This is a genomic window from Pseudarthrobacter naphthalenicus, from assembly GCF_029076445.1.
GTDB classification, from domain to species: domain Bacteria; phylum Actinomycetota; class Actinomycetes; order Actinomycetales; family Micrococcaceae; genus Arthrobacter; species Arthrobacter naphthalenicus.
Genome location: NZ_JARESG010000001.1, coordinates 306,339 through 328,324 on the forward strand (window position 1 = coordinate 306,339; position 21,986 = coordinate 328,324).

Annotated in this window: 23 protein-coding genes; 10 read left to right on the top strand and 13 right to left on the bottom strand. The window is 65.0% G+C overall.

The window, feature by feature from the left end:
- Window positions 1–2: 2 nt before the first annotated feature.
- A complete protein-coding gene (gene dapD, locus PY310_RS01465) occupies window positions 3–1,031 on the bottom strand; it encodes a 2,3,4,5-tetrahydropyridine-2,6-dicarboxylate N-succinyltransferase (protein ID WP_275212366.1) in 1,029 nt (342 codons plus the stop codon).
- A 50-nt stretch (window positions 1,032–1,081) separates the two neighbouring features.
- Between dapD and dapE the strand changes: the two genes are divergently transcribed.
- Window positions 1,082–2,218: a succinyl-diaminopimelate desuccinylase gene (gene dapE, locus PY310_RS01470; protein ID WP_275212367.1), complete on the top strand. Its 1,137-nt coding sequence runs from the start codon at window positions 1,082–1,084 to the stop codon at window positions 2,216–2,218.
- An 85-nt stretch (window positions 2,219–2,303) separates the two neighbouring features.
- Here dapE and PY310_RS01475 read toward each other — a convergent pair whose 3' ends face one another.
- The 4 genes from PY310_RS01475 to PY310_RS01490 all read right to left on the bottom strand — a co-directional run bounded on the left by PY310_RS01475 (window position 2,304) and on the right by PY310_RS01490 (window position 5,621).
- Window positions 2,304–3,143 carry an amino acid ABC transporter permease gene (locus tag PY310_RS01475; RefSeq protein ID WP_275212368.1) on the bottom strand — a complete coding sequence of 280 codons (840 nt, stop codon included), beginning with the start codon at window positions 3,141–3,143 and terminating at the stop codon, window positions 2,304–2,306.
- Window positions 3,140–3,790, bottom strand: a complete 651-nt coding sequence (locus PY310_RS01480) for an amino acid ABC transporter permease (protein ID WP_275212369.1) — start codon at window positions 3,788–3,790, stop codon at window positions 3,140–3,142. The genes PY310_RS01475 and PY310_RS01480 overlap by 4 nt, the downstream gene beginning before the upstream one ends.
- A 113-nt stretch (window positions 3,791–3,903) precedes the next feature.
- Window positions 3,904–4,791: a glutamate ABC transporter substrate-binding protein gene (locus PY310_RS01485; RefSeq protein ID WP_275212370.1), complete on the bottom strand. Its 888-nt coding sequence runs from the start codon at window positions 4,789–4,791 to the stop codon at window positions 3,904–3,906.
- 74 nt (window positions 4,792–4,865) lie between these two features.
- Window positions 4,866–5,621, bottom strand: coding sequence for an amino acid ABC transporter ATP-binding protein (locus tag PY310_RS01490; RefSeq protein ID WP_275212371.1), 756 nt, complete (start codon window positions 5,619–5,621; stop codon window positions 4,866–4,868).
- A gap of 116 nt (window positions 5,622–5,737) precedes the next feature.
- Between PY310_RS01490 and PY310_RS01495 the strand changes: the two genes are divergently transcribed.
- The 4 genes from PY310_RS01495 to PY310_RS01510 all read left to right on the top strand — a co-directional run bounded on the left by PY310_RS01495 (window position 5,738) and on the right by PY310_RS01510 (window position 8,602).
- Window positions 5,738–6,523, top strand: a complete 786-nt coding sequence (locus PY310_RS01495; protein ID WP_275212372.1) for an LOG family protein — start codon at window positions 5,738–5,740, stop codon at window positions 6,521–6,523.
- A gap of 23 nt (window positions 6,524–6,546) precedes the next feature.
- Window positions 6,547–6,957 (top strand): DivIVA domain-containing protein, encoded by a 411-nt coding sequence (locus PY310_RS01500; RefSeq protein ID WP_275212373.1) that lies wholly within the window; start codon window positions 6,547–6,549, stop codon window positions 6,955–6,957.
- Window positions 6,954–8,201, top strand: coding sequence for a hypothetical protein (locus PY310_RS01505; protein WP_275212374.1), 1,248 nt, complete (start codon window positions 6,954–6,956; stop codon window positions 8,199–8,201). Before PY310_RS01500 ends, PY310_RS01505 begins: the two co-directional genes overlap by 4 nt.
- Before the next feature lie 233 nt (window positions 8,202–8,434).
- A complete protein-coding gene (locus PY310_RS01510; protein WP_009357720.1) occupies window positions 8,435–8,602 on the top strand; it encodes a DUF3117 domain-containing protein in 168 nt (55 codons plus the stop codon).
- 92 nt (window positions 8,603–8,694) lie between these two features.
- On the opposite strand, the gene PY310_RS01515 is transcribed toward PY310_RS01510, so the two are convergent.
- Window positions 8,695–9,327, bottom strand: a complete 633-nt coding sequence (locus tag PY310_RS01515; RefSeq protein WP_275212375.1) for an O-methyltransferase — start codon at window positions 9,325–9,327, stop codon at window positions 8,695–8,697.
- Between the two features lie 228 nt (window positions 9,328–9,555).
- Here PY310_RS01515 and sigE point away from each other — a divergent pair, with 228 nt between their 5' ends.
- The 3 genes from sigE (at window position 9,556) to PY310_RS01530 (ending at window position 11,501) form a co-directional block, all read left to right on the top strand.
- Window positions 9,556–10,170 (top strand): RNA polymerase sigma factor SigE, encoded by a 615-nt coding sequence (gene sigE / locus PY310_RS01520; protein ID WP_275212376.1) that lies wholly within the window; start codon window positions 9,556–9,558, stop codon window positions 10,168–10,170.
- An 8-nt stretch (window positions 10,171–10,178) separates the two neighbouring features.
- Window positions 10,179–11,024, top strand: coding sequence for an anti-sigma factor (locus PY310_RS01525; RefSeq protein ID WP_275212377.1), 846 nt, complete (start codon window positions 10,179–10,181; stop codon window positions 11,022–11,024).
- Window positions 11,025–11,093: 69 nt separating this feature from the next.
- Window positions 11,094–11,501 carry a twin-arginine translocase TatA/TatE family subunit gene (locus PY310_RS01530; protein ID WP_275212378.1) on the top strand — a complete coding sequence of 136 codons (408 nt, stop codon included), beginning with the start codon at window positions 11,094–11,096 and terminating at the stop codon, window positions 11,499–11,501.
- Window positions 11,502–11,529: 28 nt separating this feature from the next.
- Here the strand turns inward: PY310_RS01530 and PY310_RS01535 are convergent, their stop codons facing one another.
- From PY310_RS01535 to PY310_RS01545, 3 genes are all read right to left on the bottom strand, one after another.
- Window positions 11,530–12,657, bottom strand: a complete 1,128-nt coding sequence (locus PY310_RS01535) for an Mrp/NBP35 family ATP-binding protein (protein ID WP_275212379.1) — start codon at window positions 12,655–12,657, stop codon at window positions 11,530–11,532.
- An 11-nt stretch (window positions 12,658–12,668) separates the two neighbouring features.
- Window positions 12,669–13,322 (bottom strand): DUF1003 domain-containing protein, encoded by a 654-nt coding sequence (locus PY310_RS01540; protein WP_419095437.1) that lies wholly within the window; start codon window positions 13,320–13,322, stop codon window positions 12,669–12,671.
- A gap of 109 nt (window positions 13,323–13,431) precedes the next feature.
- On the bottom strand, window positions 13,432–14,715 hold the full coding sequence (locus PY310_RS01545) for a magnesium transporter MgtE N-terminal domain-containing protein (RefSeq protein ID WP_275212381.1): 1,284 nt from the start codon (window positions 14,713–14,715) through the stop codon (window positions 13,432–13,434).
- Window positions 14,716–14,791: 76 nt separating this feature from the next.
- On the opposite strand from PY310_RS01545, the gene PY310_RS01550 reads away from it, so the two are divergent.
- Window positions 14,792–15,712 (top strand): YflT domain-containing protein, encoded by a 921-nt coding sequence (locus PY310_RS01550; RefSeq protein ID WP_275212382.1) that lies wholly within the window; start codon window positions 14,792–14,794, stop codon window positions 15,710–15,712.
- Window positions 15,713–15,904: 192 nt separating this feature from the next.
- On the opposite strand, the gene PY310_RS01555 is transcribed toward PY310_RS01550, so the two are convergent.
- From PY310_RS01555 to PY310_RS01570, 4 genes are all read right to left on the bottom strand, one after another.
- Complete coding sequence (locus PY310_RS01555; protein ID WP_275212486.1) at window positions 15,905–16,738, bottom strand: carbohydrate ABC transporter permease; 834 nt, start codon at window positions 16,736–16,738, stop codon at window positions 15,905–15,907.
- Window positions 16,739–16,818: 80 nt separating this feature from the next.
- Complete coding sequence (locus PY310_RS01560; RefSeq protein WP_275212383.1) at window positions 16,819–17,805, bottom strand: carbohydrate ABC transporter permease; 987 nt, start codon at window positions 17,803–17,805, stop codon at window positions 16,819–16,821.
- Between the two features lie 33 nt (window positions 17,806–17,838).
- Window positions 17,839–19,209 (bottom strand): ABC transporter substrate-binding protein, encoded by a 1,371-nt coding sequence (locus tag PY310_RS01565; protein ID WP_414004225.1) that lies wholly within the window; start codon window positions 19,207–19,209, stop codon window positions 17,839–17,841.
- A 192-nt stretch (window positions 19,210–19,401) separates the two neighbouring features.
- Entirely contained in the window at window positions 19,402–20,994 is a 1,593-nt protein-coding gene (locus PY310_RS01570) for an aminopeptidase P family protein (protein WP_275212385.1), read from the bottom strand.
- 82 nt (window positions 20,995–21,076) lie between these two features.
- On the opposite strand from PY310_RS01570, the gene PY310_RS01575 reads away from it, so the two are divergent.
- Window positions 21,077–21,952 (top strand): PHP domain-containing protein, encoded by an 876-nt coding sequence (locus tag PY310_RS01575; protein ID WP_275212386.1) that lies wholly within the window; start codon window positions 21,077–21,079, stop codon window positions 21,950–21,952.
- Window positions 21,953–21,986 lie beyond the last annotated feature (34 nt).

Sequence of the window (21,986 nt, forward strand, 5' to 3'; positions counted from 1 at the left end):
TGTCAGTTGGCGTGGAGGGCGTCGTTCAGTTCCACCGTCTGCCCCTTGCGCGGCAGGGCTTCGACGGCGCCCGTGGTGGAGTTGCGGCGGAAGAGCAGGTTGGGGACGCCGGAGAGCTCTGCGGCCTTGACGATCTTGGTGGTGTCCTCGCCCACCTCGTCCTTGGGCCCCGGAACACGAACGCGGGTGCCGGCGGTCACGTAGAGGCCGGCTTCCACCACGGAGTCATCGCCAATGCTGATGCCGACGCCGGAATTGGCGCCCAGCAGGACACGCTCACCGACGGCGATCCGCTCCTTGCCACCGCCGGAGAGGGTACCCATGATGGAGGCGCCGCCGCCCACGTCACTGCCGTCGCCGGTGACCACACCGGCGGAGATGCGGCCTTCAACCATGGAGGCGCCCAGGGTGCCGGCGTTGAAGTTCACGAAGCCTTCGTGCATTACGGTGGTGCCCTCCGCGAGGTGGGCGCCCAGGCGGACACGGTCGGCGTCGGCGATCCGGACACCGGAGGGTACGACGTAGTCCACCATGCGCGGGAACTTGTCGATCCCGTAGACCGTCACGGCCCCGCGGCGGCGCAGCCTGGCGCGGGTCAGTTCAAAGCCCTCCACGGCGGCGGGGCCGAAGTTGGTCCAGACAACGTTGGGGAGCTTGCCGAAAATGCCGTCCAGGTTGATGGTGTTGGGCTGCACCAGCCGGTGCGAGAGCAGGTGCAGGCGGAGGTAGGCGTCCACGGTGTCCGCCGGTGCTTCATCAAGGTTGATCTGGGCGAAGACCACCTTCTGGTCGGTCCCGCGGTCCGCGTCGGTTCCCTCTTCGGCGAGCTGGAGGAGGGTTGCGTCCGCGTTCTCCACGGCACGCAGGCTGTCGGCCGCAATGCCCAGGGCCGGTGCAGGGAACCAGACATCCAGGACAGTGGCCTGTCCGCCGGCTGTGGCGATGGTCGCCAGGCCGAAGCCGTAAGCGGAGCGGTCTTCGGAGCTTGCATTCTGGTCTTCGGGCACGGCGGAAGTAGCGGTCTCAGTCATGCCCCCAGTCTAGCGAGAGCAGGGCGCGGGGTTCGAACTAGACTGGCAACGTGACTGCCGAAACCGCCCCTGAACCGACCACCGCTCCTTTAGACCTCAGCCAGGACGTTGCGGTGCTGACCGCCGCCCTGATGGACATCAACAGTGTGTCCGGGAACGAGAAGGACCTGGCGGACGCCGTTGACGTGGCGCTTCGGGCCATTCCGGAGCTCCGTGTGGTCCGCGACGGCGACTCGATTATTGCGCGCACGGAGCTGGGCCGGCCGGAACGCGTCATTCTTGCCGGGCATCTGGACACAGTGCCGCTGCCCACCACCCCCGGCGCGCGCGGCACGGTCCCGTCAACCTGGGATTCCGGCACTCCGGGGAAGGGCGTCCTTTACGGGCGTGGCGCCACGGACATGAAGGGCGGGGTTGCGGTGCAGCTCGCGCTTGCGGCCACCATGTTCGACGGCGGGGCCGTCCCGGGGCGGGACGTCACCTTTGTGTTTTATGACCATGAGGAAGTGGAAGCGGTCAAAAGCGGACTGGGGCGCCTGGTGCGCAACCATGGCGACCTCCTCGACGGCGACTTTGCCATCCTCCTGGAGCCGACGCACGGCACCGTGGAGGGCGGCTGCAACGGCACCAGCCGTTTCGAAGCCACGACGGTGGGGGAGGCGGCACATTCCGCACGTGCGTGGATGGGCAGCAACGCCATCCACGCCGCCGCCCCCATCCTTGCCCGGCTGGCAGCCTACGAACCGCAGACCATCAACGTGGACGGCCTCGACTACCGGGAAAGCCTCAACGCCGTCAAGATCAACGGCGGCACCGCGGGAAACGTCATTCCGGACCGGTGCGTGGTGGAGATCAACTACCGCTTCGCCCCGGACAAGTCTCCGGAGCAGGCTGAGGCCGTGGTCCGGGAGCTGCTGGCGGGGTTCGAGGTGGTGCGCACGGACGCTGCCGCGGGCGCGCGTCCCGGACTGAACCATCCGGCTGCCGCGTCCTTCGTGGCCGCGGTCGGAGCCGAGCCCAAACCCAAATACGGTTGGACCGACGTCGCGCGTTTCAGTGAACTGGGGATCCCGGCGGTGAACTTTGGCCCCGGTGATCCGTTGCTGGCCCATAAGGATGAGGAACACGTCGACGCCGATGCCATCCGCGAGTGCCTCAGGGTGCTGCGGAGCTGGCTGGCGGAGTAGCTGCCGCCTTAGACGCACATAGCGCGCACACAGAGGAGGGTCCGCAGCCAGTTGGCTGCGGACCCTCCTCTGTGTGGGCGATGGGCTACTTGAGTTCCGGTGCAACGACGGCGGTGGGTGCCTTCGCCACACCGCCCGCGGTCTTGTTCGACCCGCGGCGCTCGATCCAGACCGCTATCCGGGAAACCGTGATGTTGATCGCGATGTAGATTGCGGCGGCGACGAAAAAGATGGGGAACAGGAACGCGTTACCCAGGAAGTCCGCCATGACCTGCACGGCCCGGAGCAGTTCGCCGTAGGCCACGATGTAGCCCAGCGAGGTGTCCTTCAGGAGGACCACCAGCTGGGCAACCAGTGACGGCATCATGCGCCGGATAGCCTGGGGCAGCTCGATCAGCATCCGGGACTGGAAGCTGGTCAGGCCAATGGTCAGGCCTGCCTCCCGCTGGCCCTTGGGCAGCGACTGGATGCCTGCCCGGATGATTTCCGCGAAGATCGCAGCGTTGTAGAGGACAAGCCCGGCGATCACTGCGATGAACGAGCTGGTGCCGAACACCAGCAGGACGAACAGCATCATCAGGACAACGGGCATGCCGCGCAGGAACTCCAGCACCACCCGGGTGGGGATCCGGATCCAGGCGACCAGGGAGATGCGCAGCAGGCACAGCATCAGGCCCAGCGGGAAAGCAATGACAGCCGCGATGGCGGCGGCGCTGAGGGTGGCCCCGATGCCGTTGCCAAGCAGTGTCCAGACATCGGCCCGGGTGAAGATGGCCCAGCGGCGGCCTTCGAAAATACCCTGCTGAGCGAGCGTCATGATGATGAAGGCCAACAGGCCCAGGATGATCACTGTTCCGATGATGGAACCGATGAGGGAGATCCGGCGGGCCTTCGGGCCCGGTACGTCGTAGAGGACTGAAGTCATCGGGCAATCGCCACCTTTCGTTCCACCGTGCTGGCAAGGATGCCCAGCGGGACGGTGAGCAGCAGATAGAAGAATGCCACGCCGAGCAGCACGGCCATGACCTGGTCACCGTTGGCGTTGGCCATCTGGCGGCCGTAGCCGAACAGTTCAAGCACGAAGAACGCACCGGCCACCGAGGAGTTCTTGACCAGGGCGATCAGGATGTTGATCAGCGGCGGGATCACGGTCCGAAGGGCCTGCGGCAGGATGATGAGCGAGAGGACCTGGCCGAACTTCATGCCGATGCTGCGCGCTGCCTCGGCCTGGCCGATGGGGACGCTGTTGACGCCCGAGCGGACGGCTTCGGCGATGAATGCCGCGGTGTAGGCACTGAGCGCGATGATGGCTGCGATCTCAAACTGCTCAAACTTAACGCCGAGGCGGGGGAGGACAATCGCTGCGAAGAAGAAGGCAATGGTCAGGGGTGTGTTGCGGAGGACTTCCACGTACACGGTGCTGAATCCGCGGAGGGCCGCTATGGGGGAGACCCGGGCAGCAGCCAGGAGTGTTCCGACAATGAGCGCGATGATCCCGGAGACGACAGAGAGGAAGAGGGTGCGCAGAAGGCCTTCCCAGTAGAGGGGGAGGTTGTGAATGATGACGTCCATAGGATCCTTCGGCTCTGGGCGTAGTGGGCGTAAACCAGGCTGGCAGCTTCCGGGGCGTCCGCTGTGATGCGTACGCCCCGGAAACTGGGGAGGCTACAGGGTAGCGGTGCTGCCTAGTAACGGACGATGGCGGGAAGCTCAGGGGCGGTCTTGATGACCGAACCTGCGGTGGCTTCCCAGGCCTTCTTGTAGGACCCGTCCTTGGCGAATGCCTCAAGCTGGTCGTCAATCCAGTTGCGGAACTCGGCGTCGTCCTTCTTCAGGCCGATGCCGTAGGGCTCCTTGGTGAAGGTCTCATCCGAGGCAAGCTTGAAGGCGTCCGGTTCCTTGTCCACAAAGCCGGCCAGGATCACGTTGTCCGTGGTGATGGCTTCAACCTGCTTGTTGCGCAGCGGCTCGAGGCAGGCGGAGTAGGTCGCTGCCGGAACGAGTTCGGCTCCGTACTTGTCCACGATGGTGGCGGCCGGGGTTGAGCCGGTCACGGAACAGACCTTCTTGCCCTTGACATCTTCGGGCTTCTTGATGGTGTTGTTGTCCTTGTTGACCATGAGGGCCTGGCCGGCTTCGTAGTACGGGCCCGCAAAGCTGACAACCTGCTTGCGCTTGTCGTTGATGGTGTACGTGGCGATGACGAGGTCAACCTTGCCCTGTTCGATGAAGGGTTCGCGGTTGGCCGACACGGTCTCGGACCATTCGATCTTGTCCGCCGGGATACCCAGCTTGGCAGCAATGAGTTTGCCCATTTCCACGTCAAACCCGACGGGCTTTCCGTCCAGGCCGACCTGGCCGAAGAGGGGCTGATCGTACTTCGTGCCGATCTTGATGGTGCCTGCGCTGGAAAGCTTCGCCATGGTGGTGCCTGCGGCAAACGACGGCTTCTCGGCAACCGTCGGGTTGGTCGTTGTGCCGGGGGTAGAGCCGCCACATGCGCTCAGGGACAGTGCCAGGGCGGCGCTGGCCGCCACGAAGAACGACTTCCGGCGGGTCATAAATGCCATCATGACATTCCTTTCATTGGTGGGCCGCAAGTCGCGGCCCGGATGCGAGTTGGAGTGGGTAATGGGTGCTGGAAAAATCAGTGGGTGAGCAGCTTGGACAGGAAGTCCTTGGCGCGGTCGCTCTTCGGGTTGGTGAAGAATTCCTCTGGGGTGGCGTCCTCGACGATCTGGCCGTCGGCCATAAACACCACGCGGTCAGCAGCCTTCCGGGCGAAGCCCATTTCGTGCGTGACCACCACCATGGTCATGCCTTCCTTCGCCAACTGGATCATGACGTCCAGGACCTCGTTGATCATTTCGGGGTCCAGCGCTGAGGTGGGCTCATCGAAGAGCATGACCTTGGGCTTCATGGCCAGGGCGCGGGCAATGGCCACACGCTGCTGCTGGCCGCCCGAAAGCTGGGCCGGGAGCTTGGGCGCCTGGTGACCGACGCCCACGCGCTCCAACAGGGCCATGGCTTCCTTGTCCGCCTGCCCTTTGGCCACCCCTTTGACCTTGATGGGGCCCAGGGTCACGTTCTCAAGAATCGTCTTGTGCGCGAAAAGGTTGAAGGACTGGAAAACCATGCCGACGTCGGCGCGCAGCTGAGCCAGCTCCTTGCCTTCTTCCGGCAGCACTTTGCCGTCAATGCTGATGGTGCCGCCCTCAATCGTTTCCAGGCGGTTGATGGCACGGCACAGTGTGGACTTGCCCGAGCCTGAGGGCCCGATGACAACCACCACCTCGCCCTTCTTGACCTGAAGATTGATGTCCTTCAGAACGTGCAGCTGGCCATAATGCTTATTCACACCATTCAGGGAGACGAGCGCGTCGCCGGGCACATGAGTAGTCATAAGAAGAATCTAGCGAACAAAGACTGCTTATGACGGGAATCACGCCATGTTCCCGCGGAATCGTGATTCAAGAGATACCTGCCGCGGCAACGGGACGGGGGCACTAGCCTAGGGGGATGAGCATCAACGCAGATCCGGCAAAATCCACTCAGCCGCGCCGTAAGGGTCCCCTGGAACTGCGCCGCAAACAGGCAGCTGTGGAAATGTCCGATCAGCATTTGCTTGATACCAAGGGCGCAGGACAGTTCGTCCACTCTGATCCGTGGCGCGTCCTGCGGATCCAAAGCGAATTCGTGGAAGGTTTCGGAGCGCTCGCGGACCTGGGGCCGGCTGTCAGCGTGTTCGGTTCGGCGCGCACCAAACCCGGGAGCCCGTTCTATGAAATGGGTATGGCGGTGGGGCGTCACCTCGCGGCCGCCGGGGTAGCCGTCATCACCGGCGGAGGCCCGGGGTCCATGGAGGCGGCCAACCGCGGCACCGTGGAGGGGAACGGTGTGTCCGTTGGGCTGGGCATTGAACTGCCGTTCGAGCAGGGCCTGAACCAGTGGGTGGACCTCGGCATCAACTTCCGTTACTTCTTTGCCCGGAAGACCATGTTCGTCAAATATGCCCAGGGCTTCATCGTCCTGCCCGGTGGACTGGGGACCCTGGATGAACTTTTTGAGGCCATGGTCCTGGTCCAGACCCGGAAAGTGACGTCCTTCCCGATCGTGCTTCTGGGCGTGGACTTTTGGGGGCCGATGATCGAATGGATCCGCGGCACGCTGGTGGCCGAGGGCATGGTCTCGGAAAAGGACCTGGATCTGATCCAGGTGGTGGACGATCCCGCTGAAGCCGTGGACCTGGTGCTGCATGGCCCGGTTCCCACCCCCTCAAGCAACGGGGAACAGCGGCCCGAGTAGTCCGTGGGCCGTGATCTGGCACGATGGGTGCTGTGAGTTTTTTCCTGGTTTTCATCGCCGTTGTGCTGGTCGGTGCCACGATTTGGGCCGGCGCCGGTGGTTCCCACAGCTTCCTGGCCGGCTTCCGGCGCATCACCGGCCGGGATTCCAGCCCCGAACCTGCGGCCGACCCTCCGGGCGCGGAGCTGCTCTATGGCGGATTCACCCAGCCCCCGGCCAACCTGCCGCCGGTGCTGCTGCCCGCGGACGCGGCACCGGCCGACGTCGATAACGTCCGGTTCTCCCTGGGCCTGCGGGGCTACCGGATGGATCAGGTGGACCAGGTCCTGGACGAACTGCGGGACCAACTGGCGTCCAAGGACGCCGAACTGGCGGAACTGCGGGCCCGGCTGCTCGATGCGGAACGGGCCGCTGCCCCGGAGGCCGGCGCTTGAGCGCTGACACGGGGGACAGGACGGGCCCGACGGCGCCGGTCGCTGCCCTGCGGGCCCGCGCCGCCGGTGCCATCGGGCGGTGGCCGTGGTGGCTCCAGGTAGCAGTCCTCTACGTCGCGGCCCGCCTGGTCAGTGCCTGCATTTTTATTGCCGCTGCCCGGCATCAGGGGCCCAATCCCTGGCTACCCTCCAAACCTGACTACTGGAATTTCATCAACATTTGGGATGCGCGGTGGTACGGCCGGATCATCACTGACGGGTACCCCTCGTCGTTGCCCACCGATGCAGCGGGCAATGTGCAGGAAAACGCCTGGGCCTTCTACCCGCTCTTCCCCGCGCTGGGGCGGATACTGTCAGAGGTGACCGGGGCCAGCCCGGCGGCGGGTCTGACGGTTGTGGCGATGCTCGCGGGCCTTGCGGCCGCCCTTGCCGTTTACTCCCTGTTCCGGCACAGGGCATCACATGGCACGGCCCTGTGGGGAACGGCGTTCTTCGCAACCTTTCCCGCCTCGGCCATCCTTCAGGTTCCGTACGCGGAACCGCTTACCATCCTCCTGCTGGCCATCACGCTGTTGCTGGTTATCCGGCAGCGTTACGGGTGGGCCATGCCGGCGGTGGTCCTCCTGTGCCTGTCCCGCCCCGTGGGCGTCCCATTTGCGGTCATGCTGGGAGTACTCCTGATCGCCGGGGCCGCGGAACGGATCCGCAAAGGTCCCGAGGGATCCCACAGCATCCGCGGGCTGGTGTCCCTTGCCGGGCTTACCGCCGTATGCGGCGCAGCGGCCCTCTCCTGGCCCGTCGCGGCATGGGTTGCCACCGGCGACATGGCCGCCTATACCAAGACCGAAACCGTTTGGCGCGGCCACAGCCTGGTGCCCTTCAAGCCATGGTTCGATACCGGCGTGGACCTGTTCGGCCCGGTCCTGGGTATCCTGGCGCCGTTCGTTTTTGCGGGACTCTTTGCACTCCTGCTTTTCGCCCGGCCGGTGCTCCGGCTCGGCACGGAGTTGCGCTTGTGGTGCGCGTGCTACATGGGGTACCTCCTGGTATTCCTGGACCCCCAGACCAGTACATTCCGCATGCTGCTCCCGCTGTTTCCGCTGGCACTCGGGGCGGCGATGCTGTCCCGTTCGAAGGCGTACCGCGGCACCGTCCTGACCATGTTTGTGCTGCTCCAGGTCGTGTGGATTGTCTGGCTCTGGGCATGGGCACCGCTCCCGGGTGGCGGCGATTATCCCCCGTGACGGTAAGCGGTCCCGCGCCCCGGGATCGGAGAATCCGACGCGGCCGTAAATGTCCATCGATTAGCTACGTGCGGGTAATTACAGGATAATAGGGAGTAAGCAGGGACAACAGGATTCAGAATGTTCAGCAATGGCGGCATCAGTACGGGCCGCCATAGCGGCTTGATTTGACCACGCGGACACAGCCCGCCCGGGCTGCTATGTCCTGGGACTAAATGGAGGGGAAATTCCTCATGGCGGCTATGAAACCACGCACGGGCGACGGCCCTATGGAAGTCACCAAGGAGGGCCGCAGCCTGATCATGCGCGTACCGCTCGAAGGCGGCGGACGGCTTGTGGTGGAACTCAACGCTGCTGAGGCGGCCAACCTTAAGGAATGCCTCGTGGGCGTTACCGAATAATTTCGGGACCGGTTGATCCCGTGGGGCGAGGGTCCGCAGCTACAGGCTGCGGGCCCTGTTCTGTTTTTTGACGGTGCTGTCTCTTGACTGTTCTATCTCTTGACGGCGACCAACAGGCCGTCGCCGGTGGGCAGCATGGCAGAGGCCAGGCGGTCGTCGTCGCGGATCGTTTTGCCCACCTGACGCAAAACCACGGTGTTGGCATCGCGGGCGGCAGGGTTGGCGACGCGGTCCTTGTCCAGGGCGTCGTTGATGATCAGCAGCCCCCCGGTCTTCAGGAGCCGGACCGCCTGCTCCACGTACCCGGGCAGGCCGGGCTTGTCGGCGTCAATGAAGACCAGGTCATAGGCAGCATCGGTCAGGCGGGGCAGGACGTCGCCCGCCCGGCCGGAGATGGTCCGGGTGCGGTTCGCCGGGCTGCCGGCCTCCGAAAACGCCTCGCGGGCAGCCTTCAGGTGCTCCACGTCAACGTCGATGGTGGTGAGCACCGCGTGCGGACCCAGGCCCCGCAGAATGCAGACACCGGAGACGCCCGCCCCTGTTCCGATTTCGACGGCGGTCTGGGCTTTGGACCCTGCAGCCAGCACCGTCAGGACAGCACCGACGCCCGTCCCGATCGGGGTCACCCCCAGCTCGAAGGACCGCTCCCTGGCACGCACCATGACTTCGTCCTCGGCGGGCAGATCTTCAGCATAGGACCAGCTCGTGGACTTGTCGGCGCTCATGGGGGATTCGCTTTCTAGGCGCAGGGGAGTGTTTAGTACAGCCTACTGTGTCCGGTGGTGCGGGCAGTGGAAGTAATCCTTTGCGCCGTCGGCTGAAGGGCTGCTCTGATCAGGAAATTCCCAGTCAACTTTGAAATGATGGAGATCCGCTCATCCGCGAGGTGATCGGCGCCGAACCAGAGATGTCAACAGTATCCGGGCGATAGCAATCCACGATGGGAGTGGACGATGTCAGCATCAGATGTGACACCTGTCCCTGCAACAGAACTTTCCGCCGCCTGGGTCAGGCCGACCTGGGAAGAAGTGGTGGCCAACCACTCTGCGAAGGTGTACCGGCTCGCGTACCGGCTGACCGGAAACAAGTTCGACGCCGAGGACCTCACCCAGGAAGTGTTCGTGCGCGTCTTCCGCTCCCTGGAGAACTTCAAGCCGGGAACCCTCGACGGCTGGCTGCACCGGATCACCACCAACCTGTTCCTGGACCAGGCACGCCGCAAGAGCCGGATCCGCTTCGATGCCCTGGGCGAGGATGCGGAGGCCCGGATCCCCGGGCGCGAGCCCGGTCCGGAGCAGAGCTTCGAGCTGAACAACCTGGACCTTGATGTTCAGGCCGCCCTGGAGGAGCTGCCGCCGGACTTCCGCGCCGCCGTCGTCCTGTGCGACTTGGAAGGCCTTTCCTATGATGAAGTGGCCGCGGCACTGGGAGTAAAGCTTGGCACCGTGCGTTCACGGATCCACCGGGGCCGGACCATGCTCCGCGAGAAACTGGCACACCGGGATCCCCGGCCGCAGCAGGGCCGGAAGCCAAAGCTGTCGCTGCCGCGCATCGCCAGCATCCTCTGATCGGCACCATGACGCCTCAGAACCCTTTTGGCCGCCGGCACCACCGCGGAGCAGAACACCTGCAGTGCTGCACGGAGTGCGCTGCGACCGTCCAGCGCGAACGTCAATACATCGAGCGGCTCCGTGAATCGGCCGTGCCCCCGGCCAGCGATGATCTGACAGCCCGCCTGCTGGCCCGGACCCACCTGCTCGCGGCCGCACCGGAACCTGCCCAGAGCCGGCACCCCGGAGTGCGGGCACTTGCCCTCGCCGCCGGCGGGACGGCTGCCGCGGCCGGGATTCTTGCCGTCGGCGCATTCGCGCTGGCAGGAGACACCCTACCCGCGGCGGGCGCGGCTATGAACGGCAGCCTGATGCAGCACGCCACCCAGCTGCCCGCCGACGGCAGGGCGCTCACGGCCCCGCAGCTGTCTGCGCTTCGTGCCGAAGGGTGGGTGTGCCCGGGGCTGGAGTCGCTGGGTTTCCGGATCCGCAGTGCCAACGCCGTCACACGCAACGGCATGCCGGCCGTGGAGCTGCACCTTTCGGACGGGCAGCACTACGCCACCGTGGTGGAACAGCACCCCACCGCTCCGCCCGCGGCCACCGGCGAATTTGAGGTGACCGGCACGGTTCCCTGGACGGCTACGTATGCCACGTCCGCGGGCACGTTCTCCGTGGAGTCCGACCTCCCCGCAGACCGCGCCGAGGCCACGCTCCCGGTGTTCCAGCGGCTCAGTTCAGTGGCGGCGGAAGGTGTTGAGGCCGACGCCGGCATCGCGTCAGGGGCGGCCTCCCCGGTTGCCGGTGAGGAATCGCCGGCGGCCAGGCTGGAACGGGGAATCCGCAAATTTGGAGAGATTTTGGCGGGGTAATGTTGGCACGTACCCGGCCCGGCGGACACGAATCGTCAGAGCGGCTTCGGAGAGGGTAATCTTCCTAACGTGTTTGGAATCAACGGCCCTGAGTTCTTTGTGCTCCTGATTATCGGCATCCTGGTGATCGGTCCCCAACGGCTGCCCGAATACACCCAGAAGCTGGCGAACCTGGTCAAGGAAGTCCGCCGGATGGCCTCCGGGGCCCGTGAGCAGATCAAAGAAGAAGTGGGGATCGACATCGATGATGTCGACTGGAAGAAGTACGATCCCCGGCAGTACGATCCGCGCCGCATCATCAAGGAAGCGCTGCTGGACGACGACACCAAACCCGTCAGCTCCGGGGCTCCCGCCGCTGTGGCGGCTGTCACAGGCACCGCTGTGGCTGCCGCCGGCAGTGCACCGGCCCGGCCCCAACGCGTGGTCCAGACTTTGCCGCCGGGCGCAGCAGCTCCGTTCGACACCGAGGCCACGTAGTCGGTTCCCGGTTTCCCGGTGCCAGGCTTCAGCGCGGCTGCAGGCCTAGTTTCATGCCCGGCAGGCCCCGTGGTTTGGCGGCGAGCTTCCCCGCGATGGCGTTTAGGGCAACGGCCGCCGGCGTTTCCGGCCGGCCAAGCACAATCGGCTCACCGGCATCGCCGCCCTCACGCAGCAGGATGTCCAACGGGATCTGTCCCAGCAGCGGAACGTCGGTGCCCACCGTCGCAGTGAGCCGTTCGGCGAGGACCGCCCCGCCGCCGCTTCCAAACAGTTCCATCCTCCCGCCGTCGGGCATTTCCAGGTAGGACATGTTCTCGATGACGCCGGCCACCGACTGCCCCGTTTGGGTCGCGATGGCGCCCGCGCGCTCGGCGACGTCGGCTGCCGCGGCCTGGGGTGTTGTCACCACCAAAATCTCGGCCTTGGGCAGCAGCTGGGCCACTGAAATGGCGATGTCGCCGGTGCCGGGCGGGAGGTCCAGGAAGAGGGCGTCAAGGTCGCCGAAGTAGACGTCGGTGAGGAACTGCTCCAAGGCGCGGTGGAGCATGGGCCCCCGCCAGGCAACAGGCTGGTTGCCACGGACAAACATGCCGATGGAGATGACCTTCACGCCGTAAGCCACGGGGGGCAGGATCATGTCGTCCACACGGGTGGGCGGCTGGGTGATGCCCATGAGCCCCGGGACGGAAAAGCCGTAGACGTCCGCGTCCACAATGCCAACGCGGAGGCCCTGGGCAGCGAGGGAACACGCGAGATTGACGGTGAGGGAAGACTTGCCCACGCCGCCCTTTCCGCTGGCAACGGCGAAGACCTTCGTCAGCGACCCGGGCTCGTTAAACGGAATGCCGCGCTGGCTCCCGGCGCCGCGCAGTTGCTCCTTCAAGGCATCACGCTGAGCCTGGTTCATCACCTTCAGGTCAACCTCCACGGCCGTCACACCCGGCACGGCGGACAGCGCCCGTTCGGAGTCCGCCGTGATGGTGCCCCGCAGCGGGCAGCCGGCGATGGTGAGCAGCACAGCAAGTTTCACCCTGCCGCCGGCATCAACGTCCACCGATTCCACCATGCCCAGTTCCGTGATGGGACGGCGGAGCTCAGGATCGATGACGGTGGCCAGTGCAGCGTGGACTGCCTGCTCCAAGGTGTTGCTCATGCGGGCAGGGCTCAGCTTTCCGGGGTAGTGGTGTGCTTCGGGGCGGCCGGGACTTGCTCTGTGCTCCCGCCGGACGCGGCCCCGGTGGCGGCGTGGCCGGGTTTGGTCCGCGGCAGCTGCTGTGTGCGGGGGCCCCGCTGTTTGTCGCGTTTTTCCTTCAGCTTTTCCTTGACCTTGTCGCGGGGCGACTCGTGGCTGGCGGAGCCGGCGGGATCGTGGGTACGCAACTCCTCCTGCGCTTCGAGTAAGTCCTCCAGGAGCGATCGCAGCTCGGCGCGGACATAATCGCGCGTGGCCACTTCCCGCAGGGCGATGCGCAGCGAAGCGAGCTCGCGGGTGAGGTACTCGGTGTCCGACAGGTTGCGCTCCGCACGCTGCCGGTCCTGCTGGAGTGACACCCTGTCCCGGTCGTCCTGCCGGTTCTGGGCAAGCAGCAACAGGGGGGCGGCATAGGACGCCTGCAGGGACAGCATAAGCGTGAGCAACGTGTAGCCCAGCGCCTGCGAGTCAAACTGCCACTGTTCCGGCGCAAACGTGTTCCAGCCAAGCCAGACCACCACGAAGATTGTCATGTACACCAGGAACTGCGGCGTACCCATGAATCGGGCGAAGCCTTCGGTGGCATGGCCAAAAGCGTCAGGGTTGGGTGCGAATTTCGGCAGCATTCGCTGCCGGCCGCTCAACGGCGTATCCAGGCCGCCCTTGGCAGGAACTTTGGCGGAGCCGCGCTGAGTGGAGTTTTTTGGCTGGGCGAAATTCTTTGAGGGGCCGGTCTCAGCCAATGCGGCCTCCAAGTTTTCTTATCGGGGCTTCGCCATCATAGGCGCGCCAATCATCCGGCAACAGATGATCCAGGACGTCATCAACAGTCACCGCCCCCACGAGGCGGCCGTCGTCGTTGACCACGGGAAGGGAGTTCAGGTTGTAGGTTGCCAGGGTCCGGGCGACTTCACTGATGTGGGCCTGGTCGGACAGCGGCTCAAGGTTTTTATCCACCAGGTTCCCCAGCGGTTCAAACGGCGGGAACCGCAGGAGCTGCTGGATGTGAACCACCCCCAGGAAACGTCCGGTGGGCGTCTCCAGCGGTGGCCGGGCAATAAAGATCGATGAGGCCAGTGCGGGGGACAGCTCCTCGCGCCGGACGTGGGCGAGGGCTTCGGCCACCGTTGCCTCAGGGGGAAGGATGACCGGGACCGGCGTCATCAGGCCACCGGCGGTGTCTTCATCGTATTCGAGCAGACGCCGGACGTCCTCGGCGCCCTCGGGTTCCATCAGCTGCAGCAGTTGCTCCGCCTGGGCCGAAGGCAGCTCACCGAGAAGGTCTGCGGCGTCGTCCGGGTCCATCTCTTCCAGGACATCGGCTGCGCGCTGGAGGTCGAGGGCCGAAAGGATCTCCACCTGATCGTCCTCCGGGAGCTCCTGCAGGACATCGGCGAGCCGTTCGTCCTGGAGCTCGCTGGCCACCTCGAAGCGCCGCTTGTCGCTCATCTCCTGCAGCGCATCGGCAAAGTCCGCAGGTTTGAGGTCCTCATGGTTGGCCACGAACTGGGTGGCCGCCTGCGGTTCGGTCCGCGGACCCTGCAGGGCGTCAGCCCAGTCGATGATCATGGTCTCATTGCGCCGCAGCCGGCTAAGCGGGGAAAGCGAATGGCCGCGGCGGACGAAAAGTTTGCTGACGAACCAGTCGCCGGAGCGGTGCTGGTCCATGGCGATGTCCTCGATGGTGGCATCGCCGCTGCCGTCCCGGAGGGTGACCCGGCGGTCAAACATTTCGGCGACCACCAGGGTCTCCGCGCCGCGCTGCTCAAAGCGGCGCAGGTTGACCAGCCCGGTACAAATGATCTGGGTCTGGTCGATCGAGGTAATACGGGTCATGGGAACAAAAACGCGCTTCTTGCCGGGAACTTCGACGACGATGCCCACCACGTGCGGTGCGCCCCGGCTGCCGCGGGAGAGCACCACAACATCGCGCAGCCGGCCCAGGCGGTCGCCCAAGGGGTCGAAGACATCAAGACCCAGAAGGCGGGCCACAAAGACGCGCGAAAGATTTGTACTCACGCCTACAGGCTACCGAGTCTGCTCTCTTTTAGCTGAATTTCAGGCGGCACACATGCTGATGGGCAAGAATGGGTGTATGTCAAACATCTTTGGTGCTCCCAAGGCCGGTAGCCCTAACGGGCCCGACGACGCCCGCATGGTTCCGGTCGGTGACACCGTCGGCTCGTACACCTCCTATCTGGATGCCCAGAAAGCGGTGGACTACCTCGCGGACCAGCAGTTCCCGGTCCAGATGGTGTCCATCGTGGGTAACGAACTCAAAATGGTGGAGCGGGTCACCGGCCGCCTCAGCTACCCCCGGGTGGCGCTCTCCGGCGCACTCAGCGGTATGTGGTTCGGCCTGTTTGTCGGCGTCATGCTGTCCTTCTTCGCCCCGTCCGCCGGCTCCTTCTCCATCCTGGCGTCGGTGCTGATGGGCGCCGCCTTCTTTATGCTGTTCGGCATCGTCACCTACGCCATGCAAAGGGGCAAGCGCGACTTCACCTCGACCAGCCAGGTGGTGGCCACGAACTACGACGTTGTGGTGTCCGTGGAAGCCGCCCATGAGGCCCGCAGGCTCCTGCAGCAGTTGCCGATGACGCGCTCAGACGCAGCAGCCACCCCCTACAGCGGACCGGGTTACCACAATCCGCAGTATGGCCAGCCGGGCCAGCAGCAGCCGCAACAACACGGCCAGCAGGGTCAGGCGCACCAGCCGGGACAGGCCCCCGCCCGGCCCGCTGGCTGGAATGACCCCTACGGTCAGCAGGGTGCCGGCCACACGGCAGAACCCGGGCAGCCTGCGCCCGCCGAGGATGCGCAGCAGCCGGCCAAGGCTCCCGTTGCAGCCGTCCGCTACCCCGACCTTCCTGACGGCCGGCCCCAGTACGGGGTCCGCGTCAGCGATCAGCCGGCCGCGGGCAGTGCAGGTCCCGGCCAGCACACCGCCGGTGAGCCCCACGCCCGGAACAACGCCCCGGCGGAATCCCCGAAGGATTCAGGCGAGCCCACGCCGTAGACGGCCCACCCGGGCAGTCCGTGCGGGCCCGCACGTCAACAGAAGAACTCCGTCCCCACCCGGGTGTCTGCCGAAGGGACGGAGTTCTTTTTGCGTGCCCGGCTGGAGGTTTTGCCGGACCTTTTTCCGGGCGCCGCTGCCGCTATGTGACGCTGCGGGCTACTTGACGCTGCCGCTATGTGACGCTGCGGGCTACTTGACACTGCCTGCCGTCAGGCCGCCCACGAGGTACTTCTGGAACATAAAGTACAGCACCACCACAGGGACGGCGCACACCAGCGATGCGGCCATCATCTGCGAATACACGGGGATCGCTCCGCCTTCAACCGCCGAGGCGAAGACCTGCAGCGCCACGGCCGCGGTGTGGGTGTCCGGCCGGGTGAAGACCGACGCGAACAGGACATCGTTCCAGCCAAGCAGGAAGGCGAAGATTGCAGAAACGATGATTCCGGGCCAGCTGAGCGGAATGATGATCCGGAACAGGATTCCAAGGTTGGAAGCGCCGTCGATGCGTGCCGCCTCCTCCAGTTCCCGCGGAAGTCCGCGCAGGTAGGTGACCATGACCCAGGTGGAGAACGGCAGGGCGAAGGTCAGGTAGGCGATGAAGAGCCCCCAGAGTGTACCGATGACCGTTACACCCAGGTAGGTTCCCGCCGAGGAGAACAGCACAAACACGGGCAGAAGCATGAGGGTTCCGGGGATGGACTGCAGGCCCAGCAGGCCCCGCAGAACCGTCAGGCGGCCCCGGAATTCGAACCTGACCAGGACATAGGCTGTGCCGATAGCCATCAGGGCGGAAACCACGGCCGTGGCACCGGAAACGATCAGGCTGTTCCCGATGGCCTTCGCCAGGCCCACCGAATCCCAGATCTTGCTATAGCTGTCCAGCGAGAAACTGCTTGGCCAGAACTCACCGCTGGCCACCCCGACGTCCGTGTTCAGGGACGCGAGGAAGATGTACAGGATGGGGATCAGCACCAGGGCACACAGCAGGACCGTGATGATGATCAGCAGCGGCTTCGGCATCAGGCGTGTGACTTCCAGGGCGGCGTCACGGCGGATGGGCTGCTTGGACTGCCGTTCGATAGGGTTCGCTGCGTCGAGGGTCATTTCTTTCCTCCCTCGTGCACGTCAAGCCTGACTGCGCGCAGGTAGATGAAGAGGGGGATGGCGATCAGTATCAGTGACACGACAGCCATGGCGGCGCTGAGGCCAAACCGGAAGCTCTGGAAGCTGGTGACGTAAACCAGGATCGGTAGTACGTTCACGTCCGACGGGGCCGGCGCGCCAAACAGGACGTAGGGGAGCGTGAAGTTATTGATGTGATTCAAGGTGGCCAGCAGGAAGGCGAGCGAGACCGGGCCCTTCAAGTAGGGAAAGATCACGTAGCGCAGCTTGGTCCACCAGAGCGCACCGTCAAGGGCCGAGGCTTCGTGAACTTCGTGGTCAACGGCCTGCAGCCCGGAGAGGGCAAGCAGGTAGATGAACGGCCACGCCGCCCAGATTTCCACCCACACCAGCGTCCAGTACGAGTTGGGGCCGTTGAGCCAGAGCCCGCCGCCCATGCCCATATTGGTCAGTGTCACGTTCACGATGCCGTCCGGTTGCAGCATGGTCCGCCACACGCTGGCCACCACGAAGGACGGCAGGACGTAGGGAATCAGGAAGACCGAACGCACCAGCGCGCGGCCGCGGTAGGCGTTCTGCGTGACGACGGCGGCAGCGACGCCCAGGGGGATGGTCACCAGGGTTGAAATGACCGCGAAGGAAACGGACAGCCAGATCGAGCGGAGCAGGTCGCTGCTGGTTGCCGCTTCAATGTAGTTGTGGATGCCGATGAATTCGGCACTGACCCAGCGCCGCAGGCTGTACTGGTCCAGGTCGATCACGGACATCCAGATGCCCATGGCCAGCGGGATGAGGATGACGACCGTCATCAGGAACCCGCCGGGAATCAGCAGCCACAGCGGCCGGTTCTTTTCGCTGAGTGCCTTCCGGCGCTTTCCCCCGGGTGTGGAGCCGCCGGGTCCGGCGGCCGGCCCGGCCGCCGGACTGCTGTCCGACGGCCGGGGCTCGGTGACGCTGCTTGCCATGTTCCGTAACCTTCCGCAGTTCTCCGGTCGGCTTTACTTCTTGGCCCGGTCCAATGCCGTCTGCGACTTGGCCTGTTCGTCCTTGAGCCGCTGGGCGAGGTTGGCATCGCTGACGGCACCGGCGGACAGATCCGGAATGGACTGAACCACCACGTTGGTCAGCGAGAGCTGGACGTCGCCCCAGGCGCCACTGAAGGGAGTGGCCACGGACTTCGCACCGGAGTCGAGGGCAGGAGCGATCATTTCGTTGCTGGCAAGTTCCTTCGCCGCGTCGGCGTTGGCAGGAAGCTGGCCGAAGACCTTGAAGTAGTTGAGCTGGACATCCTTCTCGGTGATCATCTTGATGAACGCGAAGGCGAGGTCCTTCTGCTTCGAGTAGTCCGCAACCACAAGGTTGTCACCGGAAAGAATGCTGGCCGCCGGCTTGCCCCCGGACGGGTTGGAGGTGGCGCCCGGCGGAACGGTGGGCATCAGGGCGTACTTGTACTTGCCCTTGACCGCGGAGGCGTCCAACGCGGGAATGGACAACGGGGAGGTCATGGGGAAGTAGGCGGCCTTGCCTGCTGCGAATGCTGCCAGTGCCTGTGGGTTGGCCCAGCCAACCGCGGCAGGGTCAACCACTTTGTCCTTGGTCACCCAGCCGAAGTAGGTCTCATAGGCCTTCTTGGTGATGGGATCGTCAAGGCGGACCTTATTGCCGTCAATGATGGGATTGCCGGCCTGGATGGACATTGCCCAGATGTACTTCCAGGGATCGAAGTTGTCTTTGTAGGCCACGGCCACGCCGTACTGATCGCCCTTGGTGAGCTTCTTGGCCTGTTCGGCGAATTCGTCCCAGGTGGTGGCCGGCTTCTCGATGCCGGCGGCCGCCAGCAGTTCGGTGTTGTAGGCCATCACGAACGGCCGGCTCACGAAGGGGATGCCGATCTGGTTGTCCTTGTCGGGGCCGGAAATGCCCAAAGCCGCGGGAACGAACTTGTCCTTGCCGCCAAGCTGGTTCCATTCGTTGTCACCGAGCTTGACGAAGGCCCCGGTGGAGTAGGCCGTTGGAGTGAAGGTGGTGCCCAGGCCGTAAACGTCGGGACCCTGCCCTGACACCACGGAAGTCTGGATCCGGGTCATTTCGTCGTTGGCGGTGGCGAACGTCTCCCACTGGATGTCGGCCCCGGTTTCGGCCTTGAACTTGGTGCTCATCTCCTTGAACCAGGCCTGCTGCTCCTGGGGATACTGAGCGGTCACGTTCATCAGGACGTTGAGCGTTTTCCCGGTGCCATCCACCTTGCCGCCCGTACCCCCGGTGCTGGTGCCGCCTGACCCGCCTGAGCCGCCACACGCGGCGAGCATCAGGACGGAAATGGTCGCGGCGGCAACAGCACCCAGGCGACGTGGTTTGGACATACCCATGAGACTTCTCCTTCGAAGACATACGCTGCGGCAGAGACCCGAGATGTAGATCACAGTCTACGATTTTGTTTCTCCGCGGCTAGCGTATTCACCGAAGTCAACCTTTGGCAAGCGATTGCCAAAAACTGTTATCGGAGCTTCACCAGGCGCAGGGCAGCCCTCAACGCCGGGGGCGGGGGTTTGCGCATTGCCTCAGGCGCCGCCGTGCGCGGCGTGCTCGACCTCGTTGTAGATGCCGGCCATCCAGGACTCGACGTCGGCAGCCTTTCGGGGGAGTTCGGCACTGAGGTTGACCGGACCATCGGCCGTCATCAGGATGTCGTCCTCGATCCGCACGCCGATCCCGCGGTATTCGGCCGGGATGGCGAGATCTTCGTTCTTGAAGTACAGGCCGGGCTCGATGGTGAAGACCATGCCTGCAGTGAGGATGCCATCGAGGTAAAGCTCGCGCTTGGCCTGAGCACAGTCGTGGACGTCCAGTCCCAGGTGGTGGCTGGTGCCGTGCGGCATCCAGCGGCGGTGCTGCTGGCCCTCGACGCTGATGGCTTCCTCCACACTGACCGGCAACAAGCCCCACTCGGCGAGCCGTTCTGCCAGAACCGTGGTGGCGGCGGTGTGGATGTCCCGGAACCTGGTGCCGGGCCGGGCGGCGGCGAACCCGGCATCGGCGGCGTCCAGGACAGCTTCATAGACCTTGCGCTGAATGTCCGTAAACGTGCCGTTGGCAGGCAGGGTCCGGGTGACATCGGCGGTGTACAGCGAGTCGGCTTCGACGCCGGCATCGAGGAGCAGCAGGTCGCCGGCACGAATGCTCCCCGTGTTGCGGTTCCAGTGCAGCACGGTGGCGTTGTTCCCTGCGGCGGCGATGGTGTCGTAGCCCAGTTCATTGCCGACTTCGCGGGCCCGCGCAAAGAAGGCACCTTCCACCACGCGTTCGCCGCGGGCGTGCGTCAGCGCCCGGGGAAGGGACTTGACCACTTCCACAAAACCCTCAACCGTGGCTGCCACGGCTGTCTTCATCTGTTCGACTTCCCAGTCATCCTTGAGGAGCCGGAGTTCGGACAGGGCTTCGGAAAGTTTTTCGTCGAGGGCATCCAGGACGGCGAGGTCCAGGTTTTCCGGATCCTTGGCCGTGTTGTAACGGGCCGTATCCACCAGCGCGTCGATGTTCTCATCCACCTTGCGGACCAGCCGGATGGAGATGCCGCCGATTTCGGGGGCCCCCACGTTCTTCGTGATCGCCGTTTCCAACGCATCAATGTGTGCCGTGGGCAGGCCAAGCAGGGCCTCGAACTCGGCGAGCGTGGGGCGCGCACCGATCCAGAATTCACCGGACCGGGAGTCTGCGTAGAACTGTTCCGTATCCCGTCCCGCGAGCGGACGGAAGTAGAGGGTCGCACGGTGGTTCCCGCCGTCGTCGCCCGTTCCTTCCTCAACCGGTTCCAGGATCAGGACGGCGTCCGGCTCATGGTCCAGACCGAGCCCGGTCAGGTGCGCGAAGCCGGAGTGCGGGCGGAAGCGGTAATCGCAGTCGTTGGACCGGACCTTCAGCGGGCCCGCGGGGATGACCAGGCGTTCGCCTTTGAACTGGTCCGAGATCGCCTTGCGCCTGGCTGCGGCGTAGTCGGCCACGGCGTCGCGGGCAGGCAGTTCCTGGCCACTGGGCGCCCAGTTGCTGGCCATAAAGGTCTTAAAGGCATCGGAACTGGGCCGCTGTGAGCGGTTGTTGACGCGCTCATCGAGCGGCTGGGAAGCAGAGTTCTGGGTGTTTTCGGCATCGTTCACGGCACCATCGTCTCACCAGCACCCTGACATGCGCGAACAACGGAGCCGATCCCGGGCCCGCGCAGTCTACTAGGCTGGGCAGGTGAAGATTGACCTGCATGCCCACTCCAACGTTTCGGATGGCACGGAAGCCCCCGCGGACGTGATGGCCTCCGCTGCCCGGGCTGGCCTTGACGTCGTGGCCCTGACCGACCATGACTCCACGGACGGCTGGGAGGAAGCGTCGCGCGCGGCGCTGGAGCTCGGCGTGGCGCTGGTTCCGGGCATGGAAGTTTCCTGCCGCACGGAGCAGGGCATCAGTGTGCACCTGCTGAGTTACCTGCATGATCCCGCCCATCCCGGGCTGTTGGAGGAAATCACCAAGTCCAAGGACGCACGCCTCACGAGGGCCGAGCGCATGGTGACCCTCCTCGCCGAGGACTACCCGCTGACCTGGGACGATGTCATCCATCATGTGGCGCCGGGCGCCACCCTGGGGCGGCCGCACATCGCGGATGCCCTGGTGGCGGCGGGGGTGGTTTCGGACCGTTCGGAAGCGTTCACGTCCATCCTCACCTCCCGGTCGCGCTACTTTGTCCAGCACTACGCACCCGACCCGGCAGCCGCCGTCGAACTTGTCCGGGCGGCAGGCGGGGTCCCCGTCTTCGCCCATCCGGTGGCGTCCTCGCGCGGACGGATCGTGGGGGAGCGCACCTACCGGGACATGATCGACGCCGGCCTGGCGGGCCTGGAGATCAACCACCGCGACAACCCTGAAGAGGGACGTGAGTTCCTCCGGGGGCTGGCCGCCAGGCACGGACTGCTGATCACGGGGTCCTCCGACTACCACGGCACCGGCAAACCCAACCTGCTGGGGGAGAACCTCACGACGCCCGACGTCCTGGCCCGCATCGAGGAGCTCGGCACGGGCACCGCCGTCGTCCGCCGTGAGAGCCCCGGCGCCCCGCACCCCAAGTAGGTAGCGCTAAGTGTCGTTTTGACGGCTCAAAACG